Origin of the sequence: Ureibacillus sinduriensis BLB-1 = JCM 15800 (assembly GCF_000772955.1) — a bacterium.
In the GTDB taxonomy this organism is placed as follows: Bacteria; Bacillota; Bacilli; order Bacillales_A; family Planococcaceae; genus Ureibacillus; species Ureibacillus sinduriensis.
Genome location: NZ_JPVO01000055.1, coordinates 370,076 through 391,993, shown reverse-complemented (window position 1 = coordinate 391,993; position 21,918 = coordinate 370,076). Strand labels below are relative to the sequence as shown.

The 21,918-nt window shown below is 36.4% G+C and carries 18 protein-coding genes; 3 read left to right on the top strand and 15 right to left on the bottom strand.

The window, feature by feature from the left end:
* Positions 1-391 precede the first annotated feature (391 nt).
* On the top strand, positions 392-1,840 hold the full coding sequence (locus CD33_RS17775) for a S8 family peptidase (RefSeq protein ID WP_036203293.1): 1,449 nt from the start codon (positions 392-394) through the stop codon (positions 1,838-1,840).
* Positions 1,841-1,952: 112 nt separating this feature from the next.
* Positions 1,953-2,363: a hypothetical protein gene (locus CD33_RS17770; RefSeq protein WP_036203291.1), complete on the top strand. Its 411-nt coding sequence runs from the start codon at positions 1,953-1,955 to the stop codon at positions 2,361-2,363.
* 276 nt (positions 2,364-2,639) lie between these two features.
* Here CD33_RS17770 and CD33_RS17765 read toward each other — a convergent pair whose 3' ends face one another.
* Positions 2,640-3,506 (bottom strand): 2-oxoacid:ferredoxin oxidoreductase subunit beta, encoded by an 867-nt coding sequence (locus CD33_RS17765; protein WP_036203289.1) that lies wholly within the window; start codon positions 3,504-3,506, stop codon positions 2,640-2,642.
* Positions 3,506-5,245, bottom strand: coding sequence for a 2-oxoacid:acceptor oxidoreductase subunit alpha (locus CD33_RS17760; protein ID WP_036203286.1), 1,740 nt, complete (start codon positions 5,243-5,245; stop codon positions 3,506-3,508). Before CD33_RS17760 ends, CD33_RS17765 begins: the two co-directional genes overlap by 1 nt.
* A 371-nt stretch (positions 5,246-5,616) precedes the next feature.
* Between CD33_RS17760 and CD33_RS17755 the strand changes: the two genes are divergently transcribed.
* A complete protein-coding gene (locus tag CD33_RS17755) occupies positions 5,617-6,924 on the top strand; it encodes a trypsin-like peptidase domain-containing protein (protein WP_036203283.1) in 1,308 nt (435 codons plus the stop codon).
* Positions 6,925-7,096: 172 nt separating this feature from the next.
* On the opposite strand, the gene CD33_RS17750 is transcribed toward CD33_RS17755, so the two are convergent.
* The 13 genes from CD33_RS17750 to CD33_RS17690 all read right to left on the bottom strand — a co-directional run bounded on the left by CD33_RS17750 (position 7,097) and on the right by CD33_RS17690 (position 21,892).
* Positions 7,097-7,363, bottom strand: coding sequence for a stage V sporulation protein S (locus CD33_RS17750; protein WP_036174445.1), 267 nt, complete (start codon positions 7,361-7,363; stop codon positions 7,097-7,099).
* A gap of 374 nt (positions 7,364-7,737) precedes the next feature.
* Positions 7,738-8,535, bottom strand: coding sequence for a TIGR00282 family metallophosphoesterase (locus CD33_RS17745; RefSeq protein ID WP_036203279.1), 798 nt, complete (start codon positions 8,533-8,535; stop codon positions 7,738-7,740).
* 312 nt (positions 8,536-8,847) lie between these two features.
* A complete protein-coding gene (locus CD33_RS17740) occupies positions 8,848-10,542 on the bottom strand; it encodes a phospho-sugar mutase (protein WP_036203277.1) in 1,695 nt (564 codons plus the stop codon).
* A 53-nt stretch (positions 10,543-10,595) separates the two neighbouring features.
* Positions 10,596-11,306 (bottom strand): CpsD/CapB family tyrosine-protein kinase, encoded by a 711-nt coding sequence (locus CD33_RS17735; protein ID WP_036203275.1) that lies wholly within the window; start codon positions 11,304-11,306, stop codon positions 10,596-10,598.
* Between the two features lie 22 nt (positions 11,307-11,328).
* Entirely contained in the window at positions 11,329-12,021 is a 693-nt protein-coding gene (locus tag CD33_RS17730; protein WP_036203272.1) for a YveK family protein, read from the bottom strand.
* 255 nt (positions 12,022-12,276) lie between these two features.
* Positions 12,277-13,812, bottom strand: coding sequence for a right-handed parallel beta-helix repeat-containing protein (locus tag CD33_RS17725; protein WP_036203269.1), 1,536 nt, complete (start codon positions 13,810-13,812; stop codon positions 12,277-12,279).
* Between the two features lie 410 nt (positions 13,813-14,222).
* Complete coding sequence (locus tag CD33_RS17720; RefSeq protein WP_036203267.1) at positions 14,223-14,978, bottom strand: GNAT family N-acetyltransferase; 756 nt, start codon at positions 14,976-14,978, stop codon at positions 14,223-14,225.
* 37 nt (positions 14,979-15,015) lie between these two features.
* Positions 15,016-16,269 carry a flippase gene (locus CD33_RS17715; RefSeq protein ID WP_176400043.1) on the bottom strand — a complete coding sequence of 418 codons (1,254 nt, stop codon included), beginning with the start codon at positions 16,267-16,269 and terminating at the stop codon, positions 15,016-15,018.
* Between the two features lie 144 nt (positions 16,270-16,413).
* Positions 16,414-17,301 (bottom strand): ATP-grasp fold amidoligase family protein, encoded by an 888-nt coding sequence (locus CD33_RS17710; RefSeq protein ID WP_036203262.1) that lies wholly within the window; start codon positions 17,299-17,301, stop codon positions 16,414-16,416.
* Between the two features lie 111 nt (positions 17,302-17,412).
* Positions 17,413-18,432 carry a glycosyltransferase family 2 protein gene (locus CD33_RS17705; RefSeq protein ID WP_052130322.1) on the bottom strand — a complete coding sequence of 340 codons (1,020 nt, stop codon included), beginning with the start codon at positions 18,430-18,432 and terminating at the stop codon, positions 17,413-17,415.
* 3 nt (positions 18,433-18,435) lie between these two features.
* Positions 18,436-19,425: a glycosyltransferase family 2 protein gene (locus CD33_RS17700; RefSeq protein ID WP_052130321.1), complete on the bottom strand. Its 990-nt coding sequence runs from the start codon at positions 19,423-19,425 to the stop codon at positions 18,436-18,438.
* Between the two features lie 31 nt (positions 19,426-19,456).
* Positions 19,457-20,527, bottom strand: coding sequence for a glycosyltransferase family 2 protein (locus tag CD33_RS17695; protein ID WP_140422925.1), 1,071 nt, complete (start codon positions 20,525-20,527; stop codon positions 19,457-19,459).
* Between the two features lie 33 nt (positions 20,528-20,560).
* The gene (locus CD33_RS17690; RefSeq protein ID WP_036203258.1) at positions 20,561-21,892 is read right to left on the bottom strand and encodes a hypothetical protein; all 1,332 of its coding nucleotides are present in this window, start codon (positions 21,890-21,892) and stop codon (positions 20,561-20,563) included.
* Positions 21,893-21,918: the final 26 nt, after the last annotated feature.

The window sequence follows — 21,918 nt, the reverse complement described above, 5'->3', positions numbered from 1 at the left end:
TACTTTAAGCATAGATCAGCATTATAAAGTACCTATATCATATTTGTTAAATTAATGTAAATTTTGCTCCTTAAGGTAATTAAATTAAAAAAGACAGACTGTTAGAAATAATGATTTGTCAGCAAATTGTAAATATTCCAGTATAATTAGATAGTTTTGCTTATAAGGTACACGAACTATAATTAAGACCTTACTCAGCGTAGCGACTTAAAAAGCTGGAGTTTTTTTTGAAATTGATATTTTGCTAAGAAAGAGATGGCGCAATCAAATTATGTTGGGAACTTTTCACCAAGGAAAAGATGGAAACAAAATCATATAGCCTTTTTAAAAAATAGAACTATAATAGTCAAGTAGACACCTAGATTTCCATCAAGAGGAGAAAAAGTCGAATATGAAAAGACCATTAGTAATTGGTTTGATATCCCTTGTTCTAAGTATTCCCCTTATACCAACAAAAGCGGATGCTCAACTTCCAGAAGAACGAGTTATAGTTTATTTTAAAAATAAAATTGAAAAAACATCGATTGGAAAAGTAAAAGGGAAAATAAAAAAACAGTTCAGGAATGTTCCAGCTTTAGCCGTTACACTTCCAGCAAGTTCAATCGAAACACTCAAAAAAAATCCAAATGTTAAATTAGTAGAAAAAGACACGGTTTTAAAAACAACTACCCAGACGACTGACTGGGGAATAACAAGAACGGCAGCCCAAAACGCATGGCAATCCGGCTTATCAGGTAAAGGGATAAAAGTCGCGGTGGTGGATACCGGGATTTCCAGGCATGATGATCTATTTGTTGCAGGTGGCGTCTCAACGGTTGATTATACAACTTCATTTAACGACGATAACGGTCACGGAACACATGTAGCTGGTATTGTCGGTGCAGAAAACAACTCAATTGGTATAGTTGGAATAGCGCCGGAAGCGGACATTTATGCGGTGAAATCTTTAGATAATGATGGTTATGGCTATCTCTCCGATATCATTGAAGGGATTGACTGGTCCATTACTAATAAAATGGACATTATCAACCTTAGCTTCGGAACAACTGTTCACTCTCCAACTTTACAGCAGATTGTGGATAAAGCGTATAACCAAAATATCCTCGTTGTTGCGGCAGCGGGTAATAGCGGAAGTGCTGATGGGAATACTGATACAATAGAATACCCTGCGCGTTACGATTCGGTGATTGCCGTAGCAGCAACAGATTCCACCGACACAAGAGTCTCCTTCTCTTCAACAGGGAGTACGCTGGACGTGGCGGCACCTGGCGAGGGTATAATAAGTACGTATTTGAACAATCAATATGCACGGATGAGCGGCACTTCCATGGCCGCACCGTATGCAGCGGGTAATTTGGCATTGTTGAAACAAGCCAACAGTACATTAAGTGCAAAGGACCTTCGCATTAAATTACAAGATGGTGTCATCGACTTGGGAACTGTAGGAAGGGATGCATTGTATGGATATGGAATTATTCAGGCACCTACCATGAACACAGCTAAAGAACCTATTAAAATCATACCAGTCCAGTACAATTCCAAAACTGCTTTAGTAGCCGGCAAGCCAACATATAAAAGAGGAGAAACAGTTTCACTGGCTATGACTTCATATAATGAAGATGGCGAAATACTGGCAGGAGCAAATGCTGAAGTAGTCATTTACAAAAGGCTCAAGATAGTGAAAATATTCAAAGGAACTACGAATTCAAACGGTCAGTTCAAAGTGGGCTATAGTACGTCAGGAAGTTCCTCTTTAAAAGGGAAGTTCCAAGTAAAAGCCATCACAGCGAAAGAAGGATATAATAAAAGCGAATCGGTTAAAAATTTGGAATTGAGATAGTGCCCTTGGTAAATAACCAGGGCATTTTTTTGTCTCTTAACATAAGTTGGAAATATTGGATGCATTTAGATGTATAATATTGTAAGTATTTGTTTAGGGAGTGCTTGATAATATGGATAAGATTAATGCCTATTCTTTTTCAAGATTAATTGCACATTCGGAAATGGAATTCTTTTTCATACAAGGACTTGTTAATCCCGATGATTTTGATGAATATTGGGATGGAACAGGACATATGGTTTTAGGTTATTTAGCAATCTATAAAAATCACAAATTGAAGAAGATTGAAATCACGAAATATTTGTTATCTGATTACAAAATAGATTTTCCGAATATTAGAAGATATACACATCGCTTTGCGAATCAAATGGTATCTGCGGAACTGATTTCTTATGACATAAAATTTAGGATCAAAGAAACTAAAGTAAGTGGAAATTTAGTCGGACCGCCTTATATCGATTTTGTGAAGGAAGTTATTGGTGACGATATTCCTTCTACAGTTTTAGATAACATAACAATATAATCAAAAACTTAAAGACTACGATATATTTCTTGGCTTAATTGAAAATTCCTAAAATAAAAGAGAGAGGTTAAGAATTTATAATTAGGCTTATGATTCTCGTAGTTATGCGTTTCCTAATCGATAATATGTTTCCCTCCCCTTTTCGATGCTGAAAGAAAAAAGGAACACCCGCTTGAATATAACATTTCCCTTTCGAGGATAATGTTATATTCAAGCGGGTGTTCCCGTCTGTCTTCTTTTCCCCCTCAAGAACTAACTTGAGGGGCTTTTAACTACTTACATAAATTCTTTCACTAAATCGTTAAATTGGCCTTCGCTAAGGTTCATATCTAATTCGGATAGTGGTTGTTCGGAATAGCCAGGTACTTTTTCTTGGTATGATTTCGTCTCAAGGTCTTGGTAGATAATACCCGTTACTAATCCCTCTTTCTCCATCACTGTCTGCATAGCTAGCTCTCTATTTTGGGCATCGTACCCCTCGATGTCGGCCAGTTTTGTTAGGTGCTCTTTGAACCACTCGTAAGTATTGATTTTGTTGTAAGTTACACATGGGCTAAACACATTGATGAAAGAGAATCCTTTATGTTGGATACCTGCTTCTATTAAAGCTGTCAACTCTTTTATATCAGTCGAGAAACCTTGCGCTACGAACGTTGCACCAGCGGATAAAGCCACTTCCAATGGTTTTAGAGAAGGCTCGATTGCCCCACCGGGAGTTGATTTCGTGATGAAACCTTGGGCTGAACGCGGTGAAGTCTGCCCTTTTGTTAATCCGTAAATTTGATTATCCATGACAACGTATGTCACATCGATATTGCGGCGGATTGCATGGACAGTATGTGCCATCCCGATGGCAAATCCATCTCCGTCTCCACCTGAAGCGATGACGTTTAAATCGCGATTTGCCATTTTAAGTCCTTGTGCGATGGGCAGCGCACGGCCGTGAATTCCGTGGAAGCCATAAGAGTTGATATAACCAGCTATACGGCCTGAACAGCCAATCCCGGCAACAACTGCTAATTCATGTGGTTCGATGCCGACATTCGCTGCTGCACGCTGGATTGCCGCTTGAACAGAGAAGTCTCCGCAGCCTGGGCACCAGTTTGGTTTCACTGAGTTACGAAAATCTTTAAAAGTTGCCATTAGTCAAGCAGCTCCTTTACTTTATTTTCAAGTTCACGAGGTAGGAACGGTGTACCGTCATATTTCGTGATACTGTGCGTTTTGTTATGTCCGCCGATATTCATTTTCAAAATATTAGCCAATTGGGCTGTTTTGTTGTTTTCAACAACAATTACTTTCTTTGCACGATTCACTAATGAAGCCATCTCCTCTGATGGGAATGGGAATAGTAAACGGATATGTGCATGGTTCACTTTTACCCCTTCAGTTGTTAGTCGTTCTTGGACTTCCTCAAGTGCGCCCCGCGTCGAGTTGAATCCTACCAATAACACGTCCGCGTCCTCATGAGGTGCGTTTGTGTAAACCGGTGTATTGAAGTTCAACTTTTCAAGCTTGCGGAAACGCTTGTCCATTTGTACTTCACGATTTCCAGCAGCTTCACTAGGTTTGCCTGTTTCATCATGCTCCACACCTGTAACGTGGTGAATCCCGTTTGCCGTCCCCGGGAACACGCGTGTGGATATACCATCTTCCGTATTTTCGTAACGCTTGAAGTAATCCTTGTTTTCAGCAGGTTCAAGCTCATCAAATGCAATTTTCCCACGGCGGATTTCAATTTTACTATAATCAAATGGTTCAGTCGTTTGTTTACCGAGTGATAATTGTAAATCGGTCATAATGATTACAGGTAATTGCAATTCTTCGGCGATGTTAAAAGCCTGAATCGTATCAAAGAATGCTTCCTCCAAAGTGGATGGTGCAATAACCACTTTCGGAATTTCACCATGTGTACCATAAAACATCGCCATTAAATCCGACTGCTCTTGTTTTGTTGGAAGTCCAGTTGAAGGACCGCCGCGTTGCGTATCCACAATGACTAACGGTTGTTCCGTCATACCGGATAAACCGATTGCTTCCATCATAAGAGATAGACCAGGACCCGCCGAAGCTGTGAATGAACGCACACCACCGTAGTTGGCACCGATCGCCATAGTAGCTGCGGCGATTTCATCCTCTGTCTGGATGACAGCTCCACCAAATTTCGGCAATTTTTTAATTAAGTACTCCATAATTTCCGATGCCGGTGTAATGGGGTACGCTGCCATGAAACGAGATCCAGCTGCGAGTGCGCCTAAAGCGATTGCATCGTTCCCGATCATGAACATACGACGTTTCCCATCGGCAGGGGCAAGTTCCCATTCACCAACACGATCACCTAAAAGTTCACTCATCATGTCAAACCCGCGCTGAATCGCTTCCATGTTCTTCTTAACAACTTCTTCCCCTTTTCGGCCGAAAATTTCATCGACAACACTTTGGAAAACGGATGTTCTTAAATTTAATAATGCAGAAGTTGCTCCGATCGCAACCATGTTTTTCATCAAGGAAGTTCCTAATTCTGTTGCAATTTCAGTAAATGGAACGATGAATAAAGGTGCTTTTGAATCTTCCGGCTTTACCGGATTAAACTTCGCATCTGCTAAGATAACACTTTTTTCAGTAAGCTCTTTATAGTTAACTTCTATTGTTTCTTGATCGAATGCTACTAATATATCTAAATCGTCTGCAATTGAACGGACTTCAGTTGGACGAACTGTAATTTTATTATTCGTATGGCCACCTTTTATACGTGAAGAGAAATGACGATAGCCGTATAGGTGGTAACCTAGACGATTCATAGCCATCGAGAAGATTTCACCCGTACTCTCGATACCTTCACCTTGCTGCCCACCGACTTTCCATGAAAGCTGATGTAACATGATAACAACTCCTTAAAAACTGTATTTATATCTTTTTTTCCTTCATTAGTTTAACACGAACAAATTACATAAACTATTGGAAAAAATGTATTTTGCTAAAATCAGACCTTTGACGGAAAGTTGAAGCCTGAAAATCCTTCATCACTTTAAGAAACAGCAACCCAATAAAAATCGTCATAAATACACTTCAGTAAAACGCATACTTGTTCCAAAATGGAAACGTTACAAAATATCGTAAAGTTCCATGATAAATTACTCATTACGAAATGACTAAATTTCCTCCAATTACCAGTTCAACTTTATATATCCTTTTTTTCTGTTAAAATGAAAGTTAGGATTCTTTTAGACCGAATATGAAAGGAGTTGTAATTATGTATTGTTCAAATTGTGGGGGCAAGTTGGAAGAAGAAGCGAAGTTTTGTAATGACTGCGGTCAAAAAACCCACAATCCTCGTTCAAAAAAAACATGGTTAATCTTCGGGATTATAACTTCTATAATAACAACCATTTTTATAGGGTTCGCTATAGCAAGCTTTATTACAAATACAAAACAAGAAACAGCAATTGAAGTGAATTCTGAAACAAGTACCCCTCCTGCTAAGCAAAGTGCATTGGAACTTCAAAGCGGCACTAAAGAAAAAACAGAAATAATCAAAGAATCGCTACCAAAAGTATTTACCATTTTGACCACTGATGGTCAAGGTTCCGGCTTTCTATACAAAGAAGGCGGATATATCGTAACGAATGCACATGTGGTAGCAGGTTATAATGACGTCACAGTCCGAAATCATGATGGGCAGGATTCCTCCGCAAAAGTAATCGGGGTATCGAATCATTCGGACGTTGCACTGCTGAAATCCGAGGAATATGCGGAAGACTCCCCGTTCATAGTTGAATTGGAACAAACCGACATCGGGACGGAAGTAATTGCGATCGGCAGTCCCCAAGGATTCGAGAATTCCGCTTCAATTGGCTATTTAACAGGTACAGAACGTGAAATAGAATACGACTTTGTGTACGAGGAGCTTTATCAATTCGATGCACAAATTGACCAAGGAAGCAGTGGGGGCCCCCTCCTTGATGGAGCTTCAGGAAAAGTAATCGGCATTAATTCCCTGTTATACACAAATAATGCAAGTTTCGGTTTTTCGATTCCTTTGTATAAAGTTGCCGACCTTATCAATGGTTGGATTGAAAGCCCCATGAATAAAACGCAAATTGCTGAGGTCTATGATTCTTATGATGAATTTGCTTATTCCGAGGAAGAAAGCGAGTACACCGAGGATTATTACGACGAGGATTACATGGGAAGTTACACATTTGATGAAGAGTCCCTAACCAACTTCATTATTGCTTTCCGCGACTATTACGAATCTGCACTTTACTATGAAGATTTTTATTGGATTGAAGATATGTTGTTGCCCGATAGTGATGTCTATACAACATTGAAAGACTATATATCTGAAATTTCCGGTCAAGGAAATGAATATTATTTCGTCTCCAATACGATAACGGATGTTGAAATTTTTGATGAATATGCCATCGTCAATACAAATGAAGAAGTTGATATGTACGACTCTCAGGGAGATTACAATTACTACGATAATGACGTTGAATATACGATTGTCATAAGCGAGGATGGCTATTACCAAATCGAAGATATATTTCAATTAAACTAAAAGGATTCCGGCAATAAAATCTTTATTAAGACCCAACTTTAACATTCTGGAAAACACCTCGAACCTTTTAGGTCGGGGTGTTTTTATAGATGCCACCAGAAAAAAATATTTCGTCACCACAAAAAACTCTTACTAACCAGCTTTCGCCAATTAGTAAGAGCCTTAACTCTACCTATCGAGTTCTTTTTTCAACGACCAGCTTCAATGCCGTACGGTCCTCACCAGCGATTGTAATATCTGCGAACGCGGGTGCACAAATTAAGTCCGTGCCACTTGGTGCAACAAAACCACGTGCAATCGCTACTGCCTTTACTGCCTGATTTAATGCACCTGCACCTACAGCTTGCATTTCTGCATACCCTTGCTCTCGAATAACAGCAACAAGTGCACCTGCAACAGAATTTGGATTAGAGCGAGACGATACTTTTAATGAATCCACATTTATTCCTCCCCATATTTGCTATATTAGATGTTGAATGAAGCGTTCGATTAGTGGGCATTCATTCAAAGGACTTCAACTTAGTGTCCGTATGACATTTTATGATGCTTGAGAACAAAATAGAATCGCAACTCGGCCAAATTGGAAGGTGAAACGATTTATTTTTTTGGATTTATAGAAATATATTTTTCTAGGGTTGGCAATATGCTTGCATAACGGTGTGGAGCAACAGATTTAAAGATGGATTATTCTTATGAGAATGGAAATCGCAGACTCGAAATTTTGACACTTTTCCTATTAATCTAGCCAGACATTTAAAAAATCGAACAAAAAAACCCACCAATCTCAGTTGGTGGGTTCATATAGACCAGCGATTATCCCTTAAACGGATAATCTGCATTAATATAAATCCGCTCGCAGTTCAAAGCTTTTCCTGTTTTATCATCAATTTCCACAAAGAAACCACTTAAAACTTCTCTTCCTTCTTTCGGCACTTCAAAGCGAGATGGCAAATTCGTTTGGAATTTGTATATCACACTTTCCTTTTTCATCCCCAGAATTTCATCATAAGGGCCTGTCATCCCTACGTCCGTAATATATGCTGTTCCTCCGGGATAAATCCTGCTGTCGGCGGTTTGAACATGTGTATGAGTTCCAACTACTGCAGAAACCCGGCCGTCCAAGTGCCAACCTAAGGCAATCTTTTCACTTGTTACTTCCGCATGGAAATCAACGAATACCAATGGAGAGGTTTTTCGTGCTTCTTCAACCAACTTATCCGCCATTGCAAACGGGTCTTCGTGTGGTGGCAAGAAAACACGGCCATGCAAGTTTATGACCGATAAGGTAACACCATTTTTGGAAATTTGCACCATCCCTTTTCCAGGTGCTTCGACCGAAAAGTTGGCTGGTCGAATTAAATAATCCGCATCATCGATAAATTCATAAATGTCTTTATTATCCCAAGTGTGATTCCCCATTGTGACGACATCCACACCGACCTGCAGCAATTGTTGGTATATTTTGTGCGTAATCCCCCGGCCAGCTGCTGCATTTTCACCATTGGCGATCACGACATCGGCAGCGTATTTTCTTCTTAAACGTGGCAGATATTTTTCGACCGCTTCACGGCCAATCGATCCGACAATATCTCCGATAAAAATTACTTTCATTAATAATCACTCTTTCCCACTAAATCAGTCTATTCATTTTAACACTCCCTGCCCTACTTTCGCAAAATAACTCAAAAAAATCACTAGTGCAACTTGGCATCTAGTGACTCATATTTTTAATAGTCGAGAAATCATCGTAAACCATCCAAATATCGCGATCCAAGTGGGAATCGACAGTAAGAAAGCAATAAATATGCCTTTAAAAAAATCCCCTTCTTCTTTCATGAGCTTCAAACCCCTTTTTACTAATCCTTTCCAAGTAAAAAAAGGGTTATTCACTAATATTTACTGCCCACTAAAAAAGGACCAGGATTAATTAAAAGAAATTCCTGCTACAATGTTCTCCAATATTTGCCCCGCCTCTGCTTCAGACCCACCGACAACACCAACGTAATATTTGCATTTCGGTTCTGTCCCTGAAGGGCGTATTGCAACCCATGCCTCATTTTCCAGCACGATTTTAATCATGTTTTCTTTGGGTAGAAAAATCTCTTCCTGGTGTCCATCAGCAAGAATAGCAACACTTGCCAGATAATCCTCCACTCTCGAAACACCTATACCCGCTATTTCAGCAGGGATATTTCCCCTTATATGATCAATGGAGGCATTCATTTGCTCTCTGCCCTTTTTTCCCTCAAAAACTCTGGAAATCAGCGTTTCTTTATGGTAACCAAATTCTTTGTATAGTTCTTCCAAGGCGTCCAATAACGTTTTACCTTTTGCCCTATAATAAGCCGCCATTTCCGATACCTTCAACGCCATCTGTACGGCATCTTTATCACGGGCGAAGCTTTTGATTAAATAACCATAGCTTTCTTCGTATCCAAACAAGAAAGTACGCTCACCGGATTTCTCATATTCCTCGATCTTTTCTGCAATATACTTGAAGCCAGTTAATGTGTTGACTGTTTCAATATTGTAATGAGCCGCAATTTTTGCACCCAACTCGGCGGTCACGATCGTTTTGATCAACACCCCGTCAATCGGCAATGTACCGTTAAGTAGATGCGTTTGTATAATATAGTGCAATAATAAGGCGCCCAATTGGTTTCCCGTTAACTGCTCGTACCTATCACCAATCCGAACAGCCACACCTAATCGATCGGCATCTGGATCAGTAGCCAATAACAAATCGGCACTTACCTTTTCTCCGAGCTCCATGGCATACTGCAATGCTTCAGGTTCTTCTGGATTGGGAAAGGACAGGGTCGGGAAAGCGCCATCTTGGACCCCTTGTTCTTTTACTAGGTGAACATTGTGAAACCCAAATCGCTTCAATCCTTCCATAACAGGGACCACCCCTGCACCATGTAAAGGCGTATAGACAATATTCATCATCCTATCAATCATGCCATTCTCTTTTAATGTAAATAATTTTTCTTGATACTTTTCATCGAAATCTTCCAAAATCCATTGTACAAGTCCTTGCGATTCTAATTCATAAATTTCCAGCGCACTGATGTTGAATAAGTCTTCAATCTTCTCCATATGGTCGACAATTTGTTTAGCCCCCGCAGGAACAAGTTGTGCCCCATCCTCGCCATAAACTTTAAATCCGTTATATTGTTTTGGGTTATGGCTGGCTGTAATTACCACACCTGCAAACGCCTTCAGTTCCCGAACTGTAAAAGATAGTTGGGGCGTCGGACGCGGCTCCTTGTAGATAAACGCTTTGATTCCATGTGCACCGAATACCCCCGCTGTCTCCACTGCAAATTGTTGCGAGAAATGGCGGGTATCGTAAGCTACTACTACTCCGCGTTTTTTTGCTTCTTCCCCGTGGGATTCGATATAGCGGGCCAATCCTTCTGCCACACGACGAATCGTGAAGATATTGATACGGTTTGTGCCGGCACCCAGGATGCCACGCATACCGCCTGTACCAAAAGACACGTACTGATAAAACCGATCTTCAATTGCTTGTTCATCTGCTGAAATCGTCTTTAGTTCATTTTGTAAATCGCTAGGCAGATTGCTTGATATCCATTTATTGTAAAGCTCCTTCATATAGCACCCTTCCCGGCTCTTCATACAGTTTTCATCATTATTAAACCCATTCCCTAATTCGTATAAGTATAGTAATTCTGGTAATCATTTTTTGACAATTTATAATTATTCAGTACGATACCGATAATTTTTGCTTTAGAGGTTGATAGGATTTCCTCCGACTTCAGCAAATCCTCTTTCTTCGAAATACCGCTACTAATAATAAATAATGTCCCATCACATTTATTGCCTAATATTTGTGAATCCGAAATTGTAATTAACGGTGGCCCGTCTAGTATAATTAAATCGTATTTTTCTTTCAAATCTATCAATAAGGTATCCATATTTTTGGAGGAAAGTAATTCGGTTGGATTGGGTGGTATTGCTCCGCATGGTAAAACATCCAACCCAGGAATAGGTGTTTCCTGTATTGCATTAAAATAGTAATTCTTCCCAATCAAAACATGGGTCAGGCCGATATGATCCCTTATATTAAAGGTAAATTGCAAGGTTGGTTTGCGTAAATCTGCATCTATCAATAATACTTTCTTTCCTTCCTGAGCAAAAACAACCGCGATATTCGCTGCAATTGTAGACTTCCCCTCTCCAGCCAAAGATGAAGTTATCAAAATAGTTTTTGACTCTTGACCAGGTAAAGAGAAGTTAATATTGGCACGGATTGTTCGAAATTGTTCAGATATGAACGCATTGTCATCTGACATTGTGACAAGTTTACGTGGCTTCTTAGCTTGTTTTTTATTCTTCTTATTCTTTTTATTAAACAATTAAATCTCCTTTGTGATGTATTTATCTGGCTTTTGTTTTTTTCTCTGAATCGAAGGGGCTGATTACTCCTAAAATCGGTATATTGGAAACTTCTTCTATATCAAGTTCACTTTTTATTCTTGTATTGAAAATTTCAATTAAGATAGCTATCCCTACACCTAGCATGAATCCAATGACAACAGCTAGTCCGATATTAATTAATTTATTAGGTTTAACGGGAGTTTGTGGTACGGCTGCTGTTGATAGAATATTAATATTATCAACATTCATAAGGGATGGAATATCCTTTTTGAACACTTCTGCGACCTTATTTGCAATTTCTGTTGCCTGTTTTGAGTCTTGATCTTGAACTGTGATATTGACAACCTTTGAATTATCCTCATTGGAGACGAAAATTTGTTCGGATAATGAAGAAGAAGTTGCATCTAATTGTAGTTCATCAATTACCTTCTCCAATATGGCAGGACTTTTAATAATGACATTATACGTATGAATAAGCTGTATATCTGTTTCAATTTGAGACCATTCATAATTTTCCTGGTTTATCTTTTTTGCATTTACTAAAATTTGTGTTTGTGATTGATAGATTTCTGGGAGAACAAAGTAATTAATTGCAGCAGTGATGCCCATACATAAAACACAAATACTACTAATTAGGAAAATGCGTTTTTTTAATATTTTGAAGATCACGAGTATACTTATCGTTTCTTGCAATCAAACCCCCCCAATAATTACATTTTGTTTAATAAATCCATCTATCTAACTTATAGATTTTTCCAGAGACAAAGACTACTCTATTATTTTCTCAACCTATAATATGAGTACAGTTGCCGCTTTATTCGAATTTAGCTTTATAATATCTTTCCTGACATTTAAATTGATCATGACTTTTCACACCTATTATTGATATCAAAAAAAATTTCTGAACTTGGTACTAGACCAGGTTCAGAATGTGTGAATATTTTCAAATCAAGAACCGATATTCCCAAAATTTACGAAATTACACGCTTTGCCTAAATATGCCCATTTTATTCCGTTTTTATCAACGAATGGATTCTTTTCTGTATTTGCGCTCGATATACGGGTTGGCTCATTTCCCGCAGAAGTCCTTCCGGAAGAGAGTGCCTTAACAACGACACCGTTTGATAATCTAATTTGAACTTGTTGTGATATAGATAGTCCTGCTCGCCAATTATCCGCGTAAGCATATCCTTCTACTAAATTTATGCCACCTACGTGGGTTGTTGGATTTGCATAGAGGAAAATAGATCCGGCTTTATAAAATCCTGAAGTCGGTTTTGCTGTTCCTACAACCGTCAATAACTCAGAATTTTTATTGAACACACCAGCTTTTATTGGATTATAAATATTACCATTTTCGTCAACATTGTTTTTCATGGTAATTTGAGAACCCGTCGCAAAGTTGCCATTAAATAATATACATTTAATAAATGTACAATTTTCAAATAGAACGTTTTTCAATATCACATCATCGTAAACGCTAAGGAAAGCATTGGAATAATTTTTCCCTTTTGTATTATCTATAACACAATCAATAAACTCCACCGTATCACTCGGTGTTTGAGAGAATGCAACCATGCATTCCTTTGTGTCTGCAATAAATGTACACTTATTAAATGTTATCTTGTTGCAATCAATGATATTTGTTATTCCATCAACAAACTCGCAGTTAATGAATTCAATTTCATCTGCATGACTCAAATAATTCCCATAAACATTACGTCGAAAAGTAGAGTTCATGACAGTTATTTTTCTGGCTCTTTGGTTATTTCTTTCGGTCAAGTAAATTCCGTTTCCGCAATTTTCCACATAGACATCATTAATATAAATATCTTGGGACCCATCGAAAGCCATCGCATGACCTGCTGTTTTATTTAGCATTTTACAATGTTCAATTGTAATATTCTTTGCATTTGGAAAGAATATCGGTTCGGAAACAGAATGACCATCAAAGGTACATCTTGTAATTATTACTCCGTCCGTTTTTGTTCCGTTCTGACCATTGATGCCACTATCCAAATTGGTAAAATTGCAATTTTCAAAGATAATATTTTTCGAGTCTTTCAACATGCATCCTACATGATTATTATTTACGAAATTAACATCCCGTATTGTAATATTTGTTGAATTATCTATTCTTAAATTAACTACCCCTCCGTAAATATCTCCTGGGACATTTGCAAGGTTTCCATCCAGGGTTAAGTTCGCCAGCAATGAATTCGTACTATTATTAAATTCAACAGTAGCTGCATATTTCTTTTGTTTCGGACTGTTCATTAAAATCGTTTCTTCCCGGCTCTCACCTATAAATGTCAGGGTGTCATAAACCATAAGAGGGTTATTAAATAGATAGATTCCTTTAGGAGTTAGGATAGATTTCACTGAGTCCTTTAGCATATTTTGAAAGGCTATAGAATCATCAGCATTCCCATTTGCTTTTGCGTTATAATCCTGCGGGGTAGAAAAAGCTTTGTAAGCGCTCATCATGTATCACTCCTCTGCTGTACTTATATTGCTTACAATTATCGCTAACGGGGTGGCACCTCATTTTTGAACCCGTTTTTTATGTCCCGATTATTATCACAATGGCTGCAAACTGTTAATATCTGATTTTATATAGTAATGACCTCTCTATATTTATGCTAAAAAACCCTGGATATCTAGTTATTATTACTACTTTTCGAAAAATTGAACGAAAAATAGAATGAACTTTTCTTCAGCTCGATGAACTTGTCTATATGAGTATCCTTCACAAATAAAGAGCCATTGAAAACCTCTAATATTCAAACACTCGAAAAACTTGTCCCTATTGTGTAACTTTTATTAAAAAAAAATCCTACTCAGCCAATTTCACTTAGTAGGTACTTGTTAATATAACAATCTTTATTTTTTTGTTAGCTAAATAAATAAATATTCTTTCTCCAATGTAACTTGACTAAAATCTTCCCAATGATCGACTCCGTATCAAAGCCATGATACACTTCGACCCCTATAAAACCGAAATCTTCCTTAAACTTGTTAATCTCGTTAATATCCGTTATTCCGCCGTAATCGTAAATTTTGAACCCCCTACTTTTAAATAACTTCATATTTTGCCAAAGTAAGTAACGATTCGCAAAACGTATTTGCTGTTTTAAGTCCGGTTGCTCCTTAATCCATGTTGCTGAACAAGCATAAACATTCAGAACAACATCGCTATCGATAATATAAATTCGATAACATAAAGCCACTGCATTCGTATTCTGCAGCTTTGTAAAGACCACCACCCCTTTATCCCGCAGGCGCTTTAGCCGATTGAGTCGATATCTATTTACTTTGTGTGTATTTTTCGTCTGGACAAATTTATTATAAAAATTTTGAAATTCTATTAAATCCCCATCTGTAGGGTTATGCTTGACGACTACTTCATATGGCTCCTTATTTGCTCGTCGTAACATATAGCGATTCATCTTGCTCATGCCTTCCAAAAGCTCAGCCTCATCCTTCTCTAAAGAAAGCTGATAAGTAATTTCCCCAAATAAATTATCTCCGGGAACTCTTGAATAATGGTGGATGATCAACCTTTTTTTTGATAGTTTTGGATTATATTCCTCCGCTAAAAAGACATCTATTAAATCAATAAAGAATAATTTCTTTTGGATACTAATCAACGCTTATCCCCTCCGCCAACAATCTATAAGCAATGCCTTATATTTTGACATCCTTAAATAGAAAAGCATCAATGATTAATTTAAACAATGGTCGTGTTTTTTTGAAAAATAATAGTGCTATAAAAGTAGATATTACTTCTGCTAGGAGCGTAGCGATTGCCGCACCAATTGCCCCGTATCGTGGGATTAGAATTAAATTGAGGACAATATTTACTATTGCACCAAATGCCACAAAACTTACTTGAAACCTGCCCAAATCTTCAACAGTTAGCCAGATAGCCCTTGTTGTTCCAATTAAGGAAAAAATCCTTGACCATATTAAAATAATTAAAACATTAATGGATTCAATAAATTCATTGCCATAGATCAGGAGAATAATAGGTTTAGAGAGCAGCGTGATGCAAATAGAAGCACCTATCCCTATCCAAATTATCGAACAATATAGCTGTCTATATTTTTTTAAGTAGAATTGTTCATTTTCAGTCTTAGATATCATTATGACCGGTCTTGCAGATTGAATAATCGCATTGGGAATAAACACCCATAAACTAGAAATAGTCATTGCCGCTGCATAGATGCCGACCGTTGTGCCTCCCATTATTTGGCCGAGCATAATTTTATCAATTTGGGTGTAAGCAACGATCAGCAAACCTGCAATAAAAAAATAGAAACCTTGGGATAACAAATCTTTGGCGGTCAAAAATGAAAACCGGATTTTGGGTCCTTTAAATTTAAAATAAAAAACAACAATGAATAAACTAATGACTAAACCTTCAATAATAGTTGCGACAGCAAAATAGTAAATAGATTTTTCAAAAAAGATCAAAGATAGTCGCCAAACCGACACAATCGTAAACGCAATAGATTTTGATATGACAATATACTTTGATTGTAAATTTGACTGAAACCAAAATTCAATCGTATCAAATACGACCATCAACAAAGAAATCGACTGTATAAATGTAATGATTTGCACTGTATAATCATGGGGGTCCATATACCGCACGATTAAAAAGATTAAAGAAATCGAAAGTGTAGAAGAAAGCAAACGTAAACATATGGTTGTACCGATTAATTTTCCGGTATCTTCCCTTTTTTTAATAATCTCGTTTACAATAATACTATCTATTCCTAGCTTACTAACTGTTGTAAAAATCAAAATATAGGCTAAACTATAATTGAGTAAACCGAAATTTTGTGTACCCAAATAACGAGCCATTAAAGATGTGACGATTAGAGACAATCCCATTCTAAAAACCTGTTCAAATATTAACCATCCAGTATTCTTCATAAAATTAGTACTAATCTTATTTTTCAACACTATTAGTAGTTCTATGTTAAACATTCCTTTAATGAAAAATTTTGTTTAAGTACCCTAAATAGAAATGCACTGAACAGTTTATCGGGCCAATGAAATTATTTATTTCACTTCGTTTTAAGTTATTCCCACATTAGCCGTATTCTTCGTGCTTATATTTAGATCTAATAATTTTCCCATCTCATAGTCCCCATCATCAATAAAATCGACATCCAGACAGGCAGCAGGAGTAAACGTCAGTTCCCCAAAGAAAATTTCATCGTTGCAATAATATAAATCGACTCTTACATATTTGAACGCATTACTTAGATTCCTGGCGATTTCCAGCATTTCATCCAATCTTTTAGGTTTGTCCAACTTTTTCTTGAAATTAACACTTGCCTTATTGAAGGGTAGCACCTCCCAATTACAATTTAACAATATATCACTATACGGTAATGCAACTTCAATAATCTGTGGCTCTCCATGAAAGCAATGAATCTTATAATCAATGTGCGTCTGTTCCCTCGATCTTTCCAGTAATCTCTCTACAATGATCCGAGGTTTTATTTTCGAATAATGCGGCTCTCCGTTGACCAATGAATAATTAGTTCTCATCCATTTATTTAATTGTGACTTTACTTGTTTTTTATCTAATTTACTTTTGTCAGGACAGATAATATTAAATCCAGAACCATGGGTACACTTAATAACAAAACTATTTGGCAATGCATTAAAATTCATGTCTTTCACACTATCGAATACCATATATAATTCAATTAAAATATTTGAATAACCTAATTCTTTAATATAGTCTCTTACTAAATACTTATCTGTACATCTGGCTTTGACCAAGTCATCTTCGTTTAATTTTAGCCACATCAATTTCTCATTGAATGTAGTTGGATTCTTAAGATCAAGTTTTTTTCTAAACGTTTTATAATAGATGATTTTACTAGCAATGACTGGCGATATCTTTTTAATTAATGAAAAAATTTTTCCTAAAATTCTATCAATTAATAACATTCTTATCCCTCACATTGAATTGATGAAGTTGTTCAACTTCTAAGCCGATATAACTATGTAAATGTCATCTCAACATTCATACAATATTCAAACTAAATGATTTGTCAGTTTTCAGGAGAATCCTTTTTTATATTTCAGCAAGTAATAATACAGACTAACTTGTTTGTTCTTCAAAAGAAAATACTTTAATTTTGTCCCGAAACTGCTCGATTCTTTCTTATAAGAAATGTGATGGAGCGCCTCTTTAATTTTCGCATGATTAATATAGCGATGGATTTCTCTTTTTTTCTCTCCATTATTAAGAGGACATTCGTCAAAAAATAAATTATGAATTCCGACTGTCAAAGTTAATAACCACTCATTGATTAATAAGGATTTATAGATTTTTTCATATTTCCAGCTGTTGATGAGCTGCTCCAATTTCAGTGATTCTTCATAGCGCAATCTAAATCGGTCTTGACGATATTTGTTTACAGCAGAATTTGCTCTTCCCACTAAGTAATGGTAGTAAATACCGTCATTTATATATACTTTATCGATGTTTTTATAAATATTGTAGTTAAATATTGTATCTTGCCCCACTCTTTCATTTCCAAAGCGGTAGTTATGCATATTTAGGTAATCTTTTTTATAAAGCTTATTCCATACTGTATACATCACGCCATTGTTAAAAAGTTGGCCAAATTTCTTTCTAAAATCCTCTTTACTGTTTAAAAGTTCCTTTTTATTAGTTCTCGGGATGAAATCGAACTCATTCTTCCGGATTATTTTATCGCAATAGCCAAAAATAACCATATTTGCTTCGTACTTTTCAGCGAGTAAATAGTTTTCTTCCAATAGTGTGGGTTCCATATAATCATCCGCATCACAAAAATAAATATATTTTCCTTTTGCGATATCCAGCCCTCTATTTCTGGCAGCGCCGGAACCCTGATTATCTTGATGAATCAACTTTATACGGTCATCTTGTTTTTCATATCCCTTACAAATAGAACTGGAGTTATCCAATGATCCATCATTCACTAGGATTAGTTCGAAGTTGCTGTAGCTTTGAGCTAATATTCCAGTAATACAATTATCCAAATAGTTTTCAACATTATAGACTGGAACAATGACACTGATATCAACCATTCATCACCCATCCCTTTTTATTTTTTGTTGCCCTTTCATTTTATAAATCCAGTATAAAATAATTGGATTTTTTCTTAAGAACCATAAGAGCATCCTGTATTTTAGAGACAGTTTGATGTCTAATTTTATAAGTTCAATTTCATTTACAATCTCCTTCACAAATTGTTTATTGAACTTTCCATTTGTAAACTCTCTAACTAGGATGAAATAGATATACTCGATAATCAGGCACTTTTTCGTTTCAATTACAAAATCTTCTACATTTATTTCTAATTCAACCATTCTTTTGGCAGCCACTAGTTTTGTTTTTTCTTTTAACTCCTCTTTTGATGATGTTATGCTACCTTTTCGCAGTACGTAAAAATAACAGGTTTTGTTTGAATAAGATACCGTTCTTGAGTAGCGTAAATACTTACAGCAAAACAGCATATCTTCCCATATGTTAATGTCTATATCAAATTTTAATTGATGGTTCTGGATGATATCCTTTCTAAAAAGCTTATTCCACAAATACCCCTTATACATTTTGGGATTATACAGATTAATAAGGGCTTCGTTAGACGTCAATAATTGGATTTTTTCATCCTGATGAAGTAGTGTTGGGTTGTTTTCCACTTCATCTAGAGACATGTATCCAACGATGGCCAAATCAATATCCTGTTTTAACTCAAACTGTCTATATAGTGTCGTTAAATAATCAATGGTTACCCAATCATCCGAATCAACAAAAGCAATATAGCTACCTTTGGCAACTCCCAAACCAGTGTTTCTCGCATAGCTGGCACCCTTATTTTCGGAATGGATAACTATAATTCTATCGTCCTCGAAAGATAATTCGTGACATAATTTACTGGTGCCATCTGTTGATCCATCATCGATTAAGATGATTTCAATCGATTTGAAATCCTGTACCAACAAGCTATGGATACATTTCTTTAAAAAGGCTTTCGTATTAAAAACCGGGATAATAATACTAATTAATGGATTTTCCATCGATGACACCTTCTTAATTTAAAGATTCCAACTATTTTTTAAGATACCTTTTTTTATACAGAAGACCTAGGATGAATAATCCTATACTCTGGTTATATTTCATCATGTTCGTAAAAACTCTTAATTTTAAATTTAATCGGTGGATGGGAAAGTCTTGCAAAACCTCTACTACTATTTCATTTTTAATGATTTCTTGGATATTTTTATTTTTCCTCCAAAAGTTTTCTACTTCATTCCCATAGATTTCACTAAGAATACAATTTCGAACCCGTCCTATAAAAGAACGTTTTAATCTTAAATCGATATCGCTCAAAAGATTATTTCCAGATACTTTGTCCATTAAGAATTCATACAAATGACATTCTTTAAGGAAACGATCTGGACGGTACTTTTTTGTCAATGAATTACGATTAAATCTATAAATATAGAGAGGTTGACAAACTGTGGAGATAATTTGTAGATGTGGTAAAAGATCTAAATGAAAAATGATATCTTCTGATATGTATTCTCTCTCAGATTTGAATACAATACTTAAATCATCCAATATTTTTTTTCTATATAAATTGCGCCATACACAGCTATTTAATGCAACATCAATGTCCGCTTCCGGTAGTACACCGAGCATTGTAGTTAAGATTTTTTGCAGGATTTCCTCCTTTCCGTGGATACAGCGATTTTCGGAAAATAGATTCTGTTGCGTCGTTTCGAGGTCTATGCTTAAAGTTCCGTCTTCCACTAATCTCATAAAGCTACTCATGACCATGTCAGAGCCATTTTCGCATGCACTTTGATACATTAATTCGAACATATTTGGTAATACATAATCATCACCATCGATAAAAGCGACATATTCACCTTTAGCATAGGATAGACCAAAATTCCTTGCACTTGAAAGTCCGCCATTTGGTTTAGTGAGCACTTTAACATGGGAGTAGGAGCGAGCAAATTTTTCGGCAATTACATATGTCCCATCATTTGACCCATCATCAACGAGGATGATCTCAAGGTCCTTAAAAGTTTGTGATACTAGGGATTCGATGCACTCCTCTACATATTCTTCAATATTGTACATACTGACAATAACACTTATTCTTACGCTCAACTTCTCACCTACTATATGTTCTTTCTAAAAAACTTATTTGGACAATTCTTCCTGATGACGGTTCCGCCAAATAAAAGGGATGGCTAAAATCAAGAAGGCTAAATACCCGCTGCTCTCTAACCGGAAAGATTGATTATAAAAAACCATTACTATCGCTAATATAGAAAACACTCTTGCAAGAAGGATGTAGATATATTCTTCATTATTAGCCCATCTTATTTTACTGTTCAGAAATGTACTAAAAAAAATAACGATGAAAAAACATAGATAGAGAAGTAATCCTATCCAACCCGTTTCTAAATAAAGAATAGCTTGTTGAAAATATGTGTATTTTAGTATATCGCCATAAGTGGCATAAGTAAGACTATTAAATGCTGCTATATTGGATGTATCAGCATTACCTAACCCGATTCCAACTAGGTTCCCACCAACATTATTTTGGAAAAAAATCGTTGAAATCATCGGTATAGCTGTCAGTCGATTTAAAGAACTTGTTCCTGCATAGCTTGTTTTGCCTGTATACTCAATAATCGAATCCCAATTGGTTAGGTACGCACTGCTTTCTGGATTAAAGTTTGTCCAAATATTTAGGACACCTAGAAGCACGACGATTCCGAGTAAAAAGGATGCAATTTTCTTAAATGAAATTCTACTAATCAGCATGATCATAATCAGGATGATTAAGAAGTCAAAGAAAACAATTTTCATCTCGGCTAATATGGCAATATAAAAGCACATTGAAGTATATAAGCCGAATTTCGCAAAGGATACTTTCTTTTCTATAAAGGCCGCTAATAACATAATTAATAGTATAGATAAATAGACATTCATCGCCACATTGCTACCCTGCATAGGCCCGAACATTCCGCCGATAAAATCCCCAAGATATAATGAAACGTACCCGCCACTGTTACGTAAAGTAAAATATTGATAAGTGCACAAAATAACATTCAACGGCAGCAATTTCATTAAGATAGCTATGATTTTTTTTATATCTTTCTTCTCTAATAGGACAGTGCAACATAAAAAGAAGACAAAAAACCGAAATGTATTACGTAAACCCCACAAGTATAATAGCGGTGAATAGAGATTGAAAAGGTACCCTATTACGGTAAACAGCATCAACAAAAAAATAAGATGATAGATGAATTTATTTTTATAATAGCCTGCCCGTAATTCGCCCACGGAAAGAAGTACAATTACAAAAGTTACGACGTCTGTTATATAATTTAGAGAATGGGGAAAACCAAATTGTCCTATAAAAAACTTGATGGCTAAATTGTAGTAAATCTGGAAGAATATTAACTTTTTTGTAAATAATCTTTGGACGTTCAAATCTGTATTTGCATGATTTAGTAATACCATTCAAATTCTCCCCTGCAATCAATTCA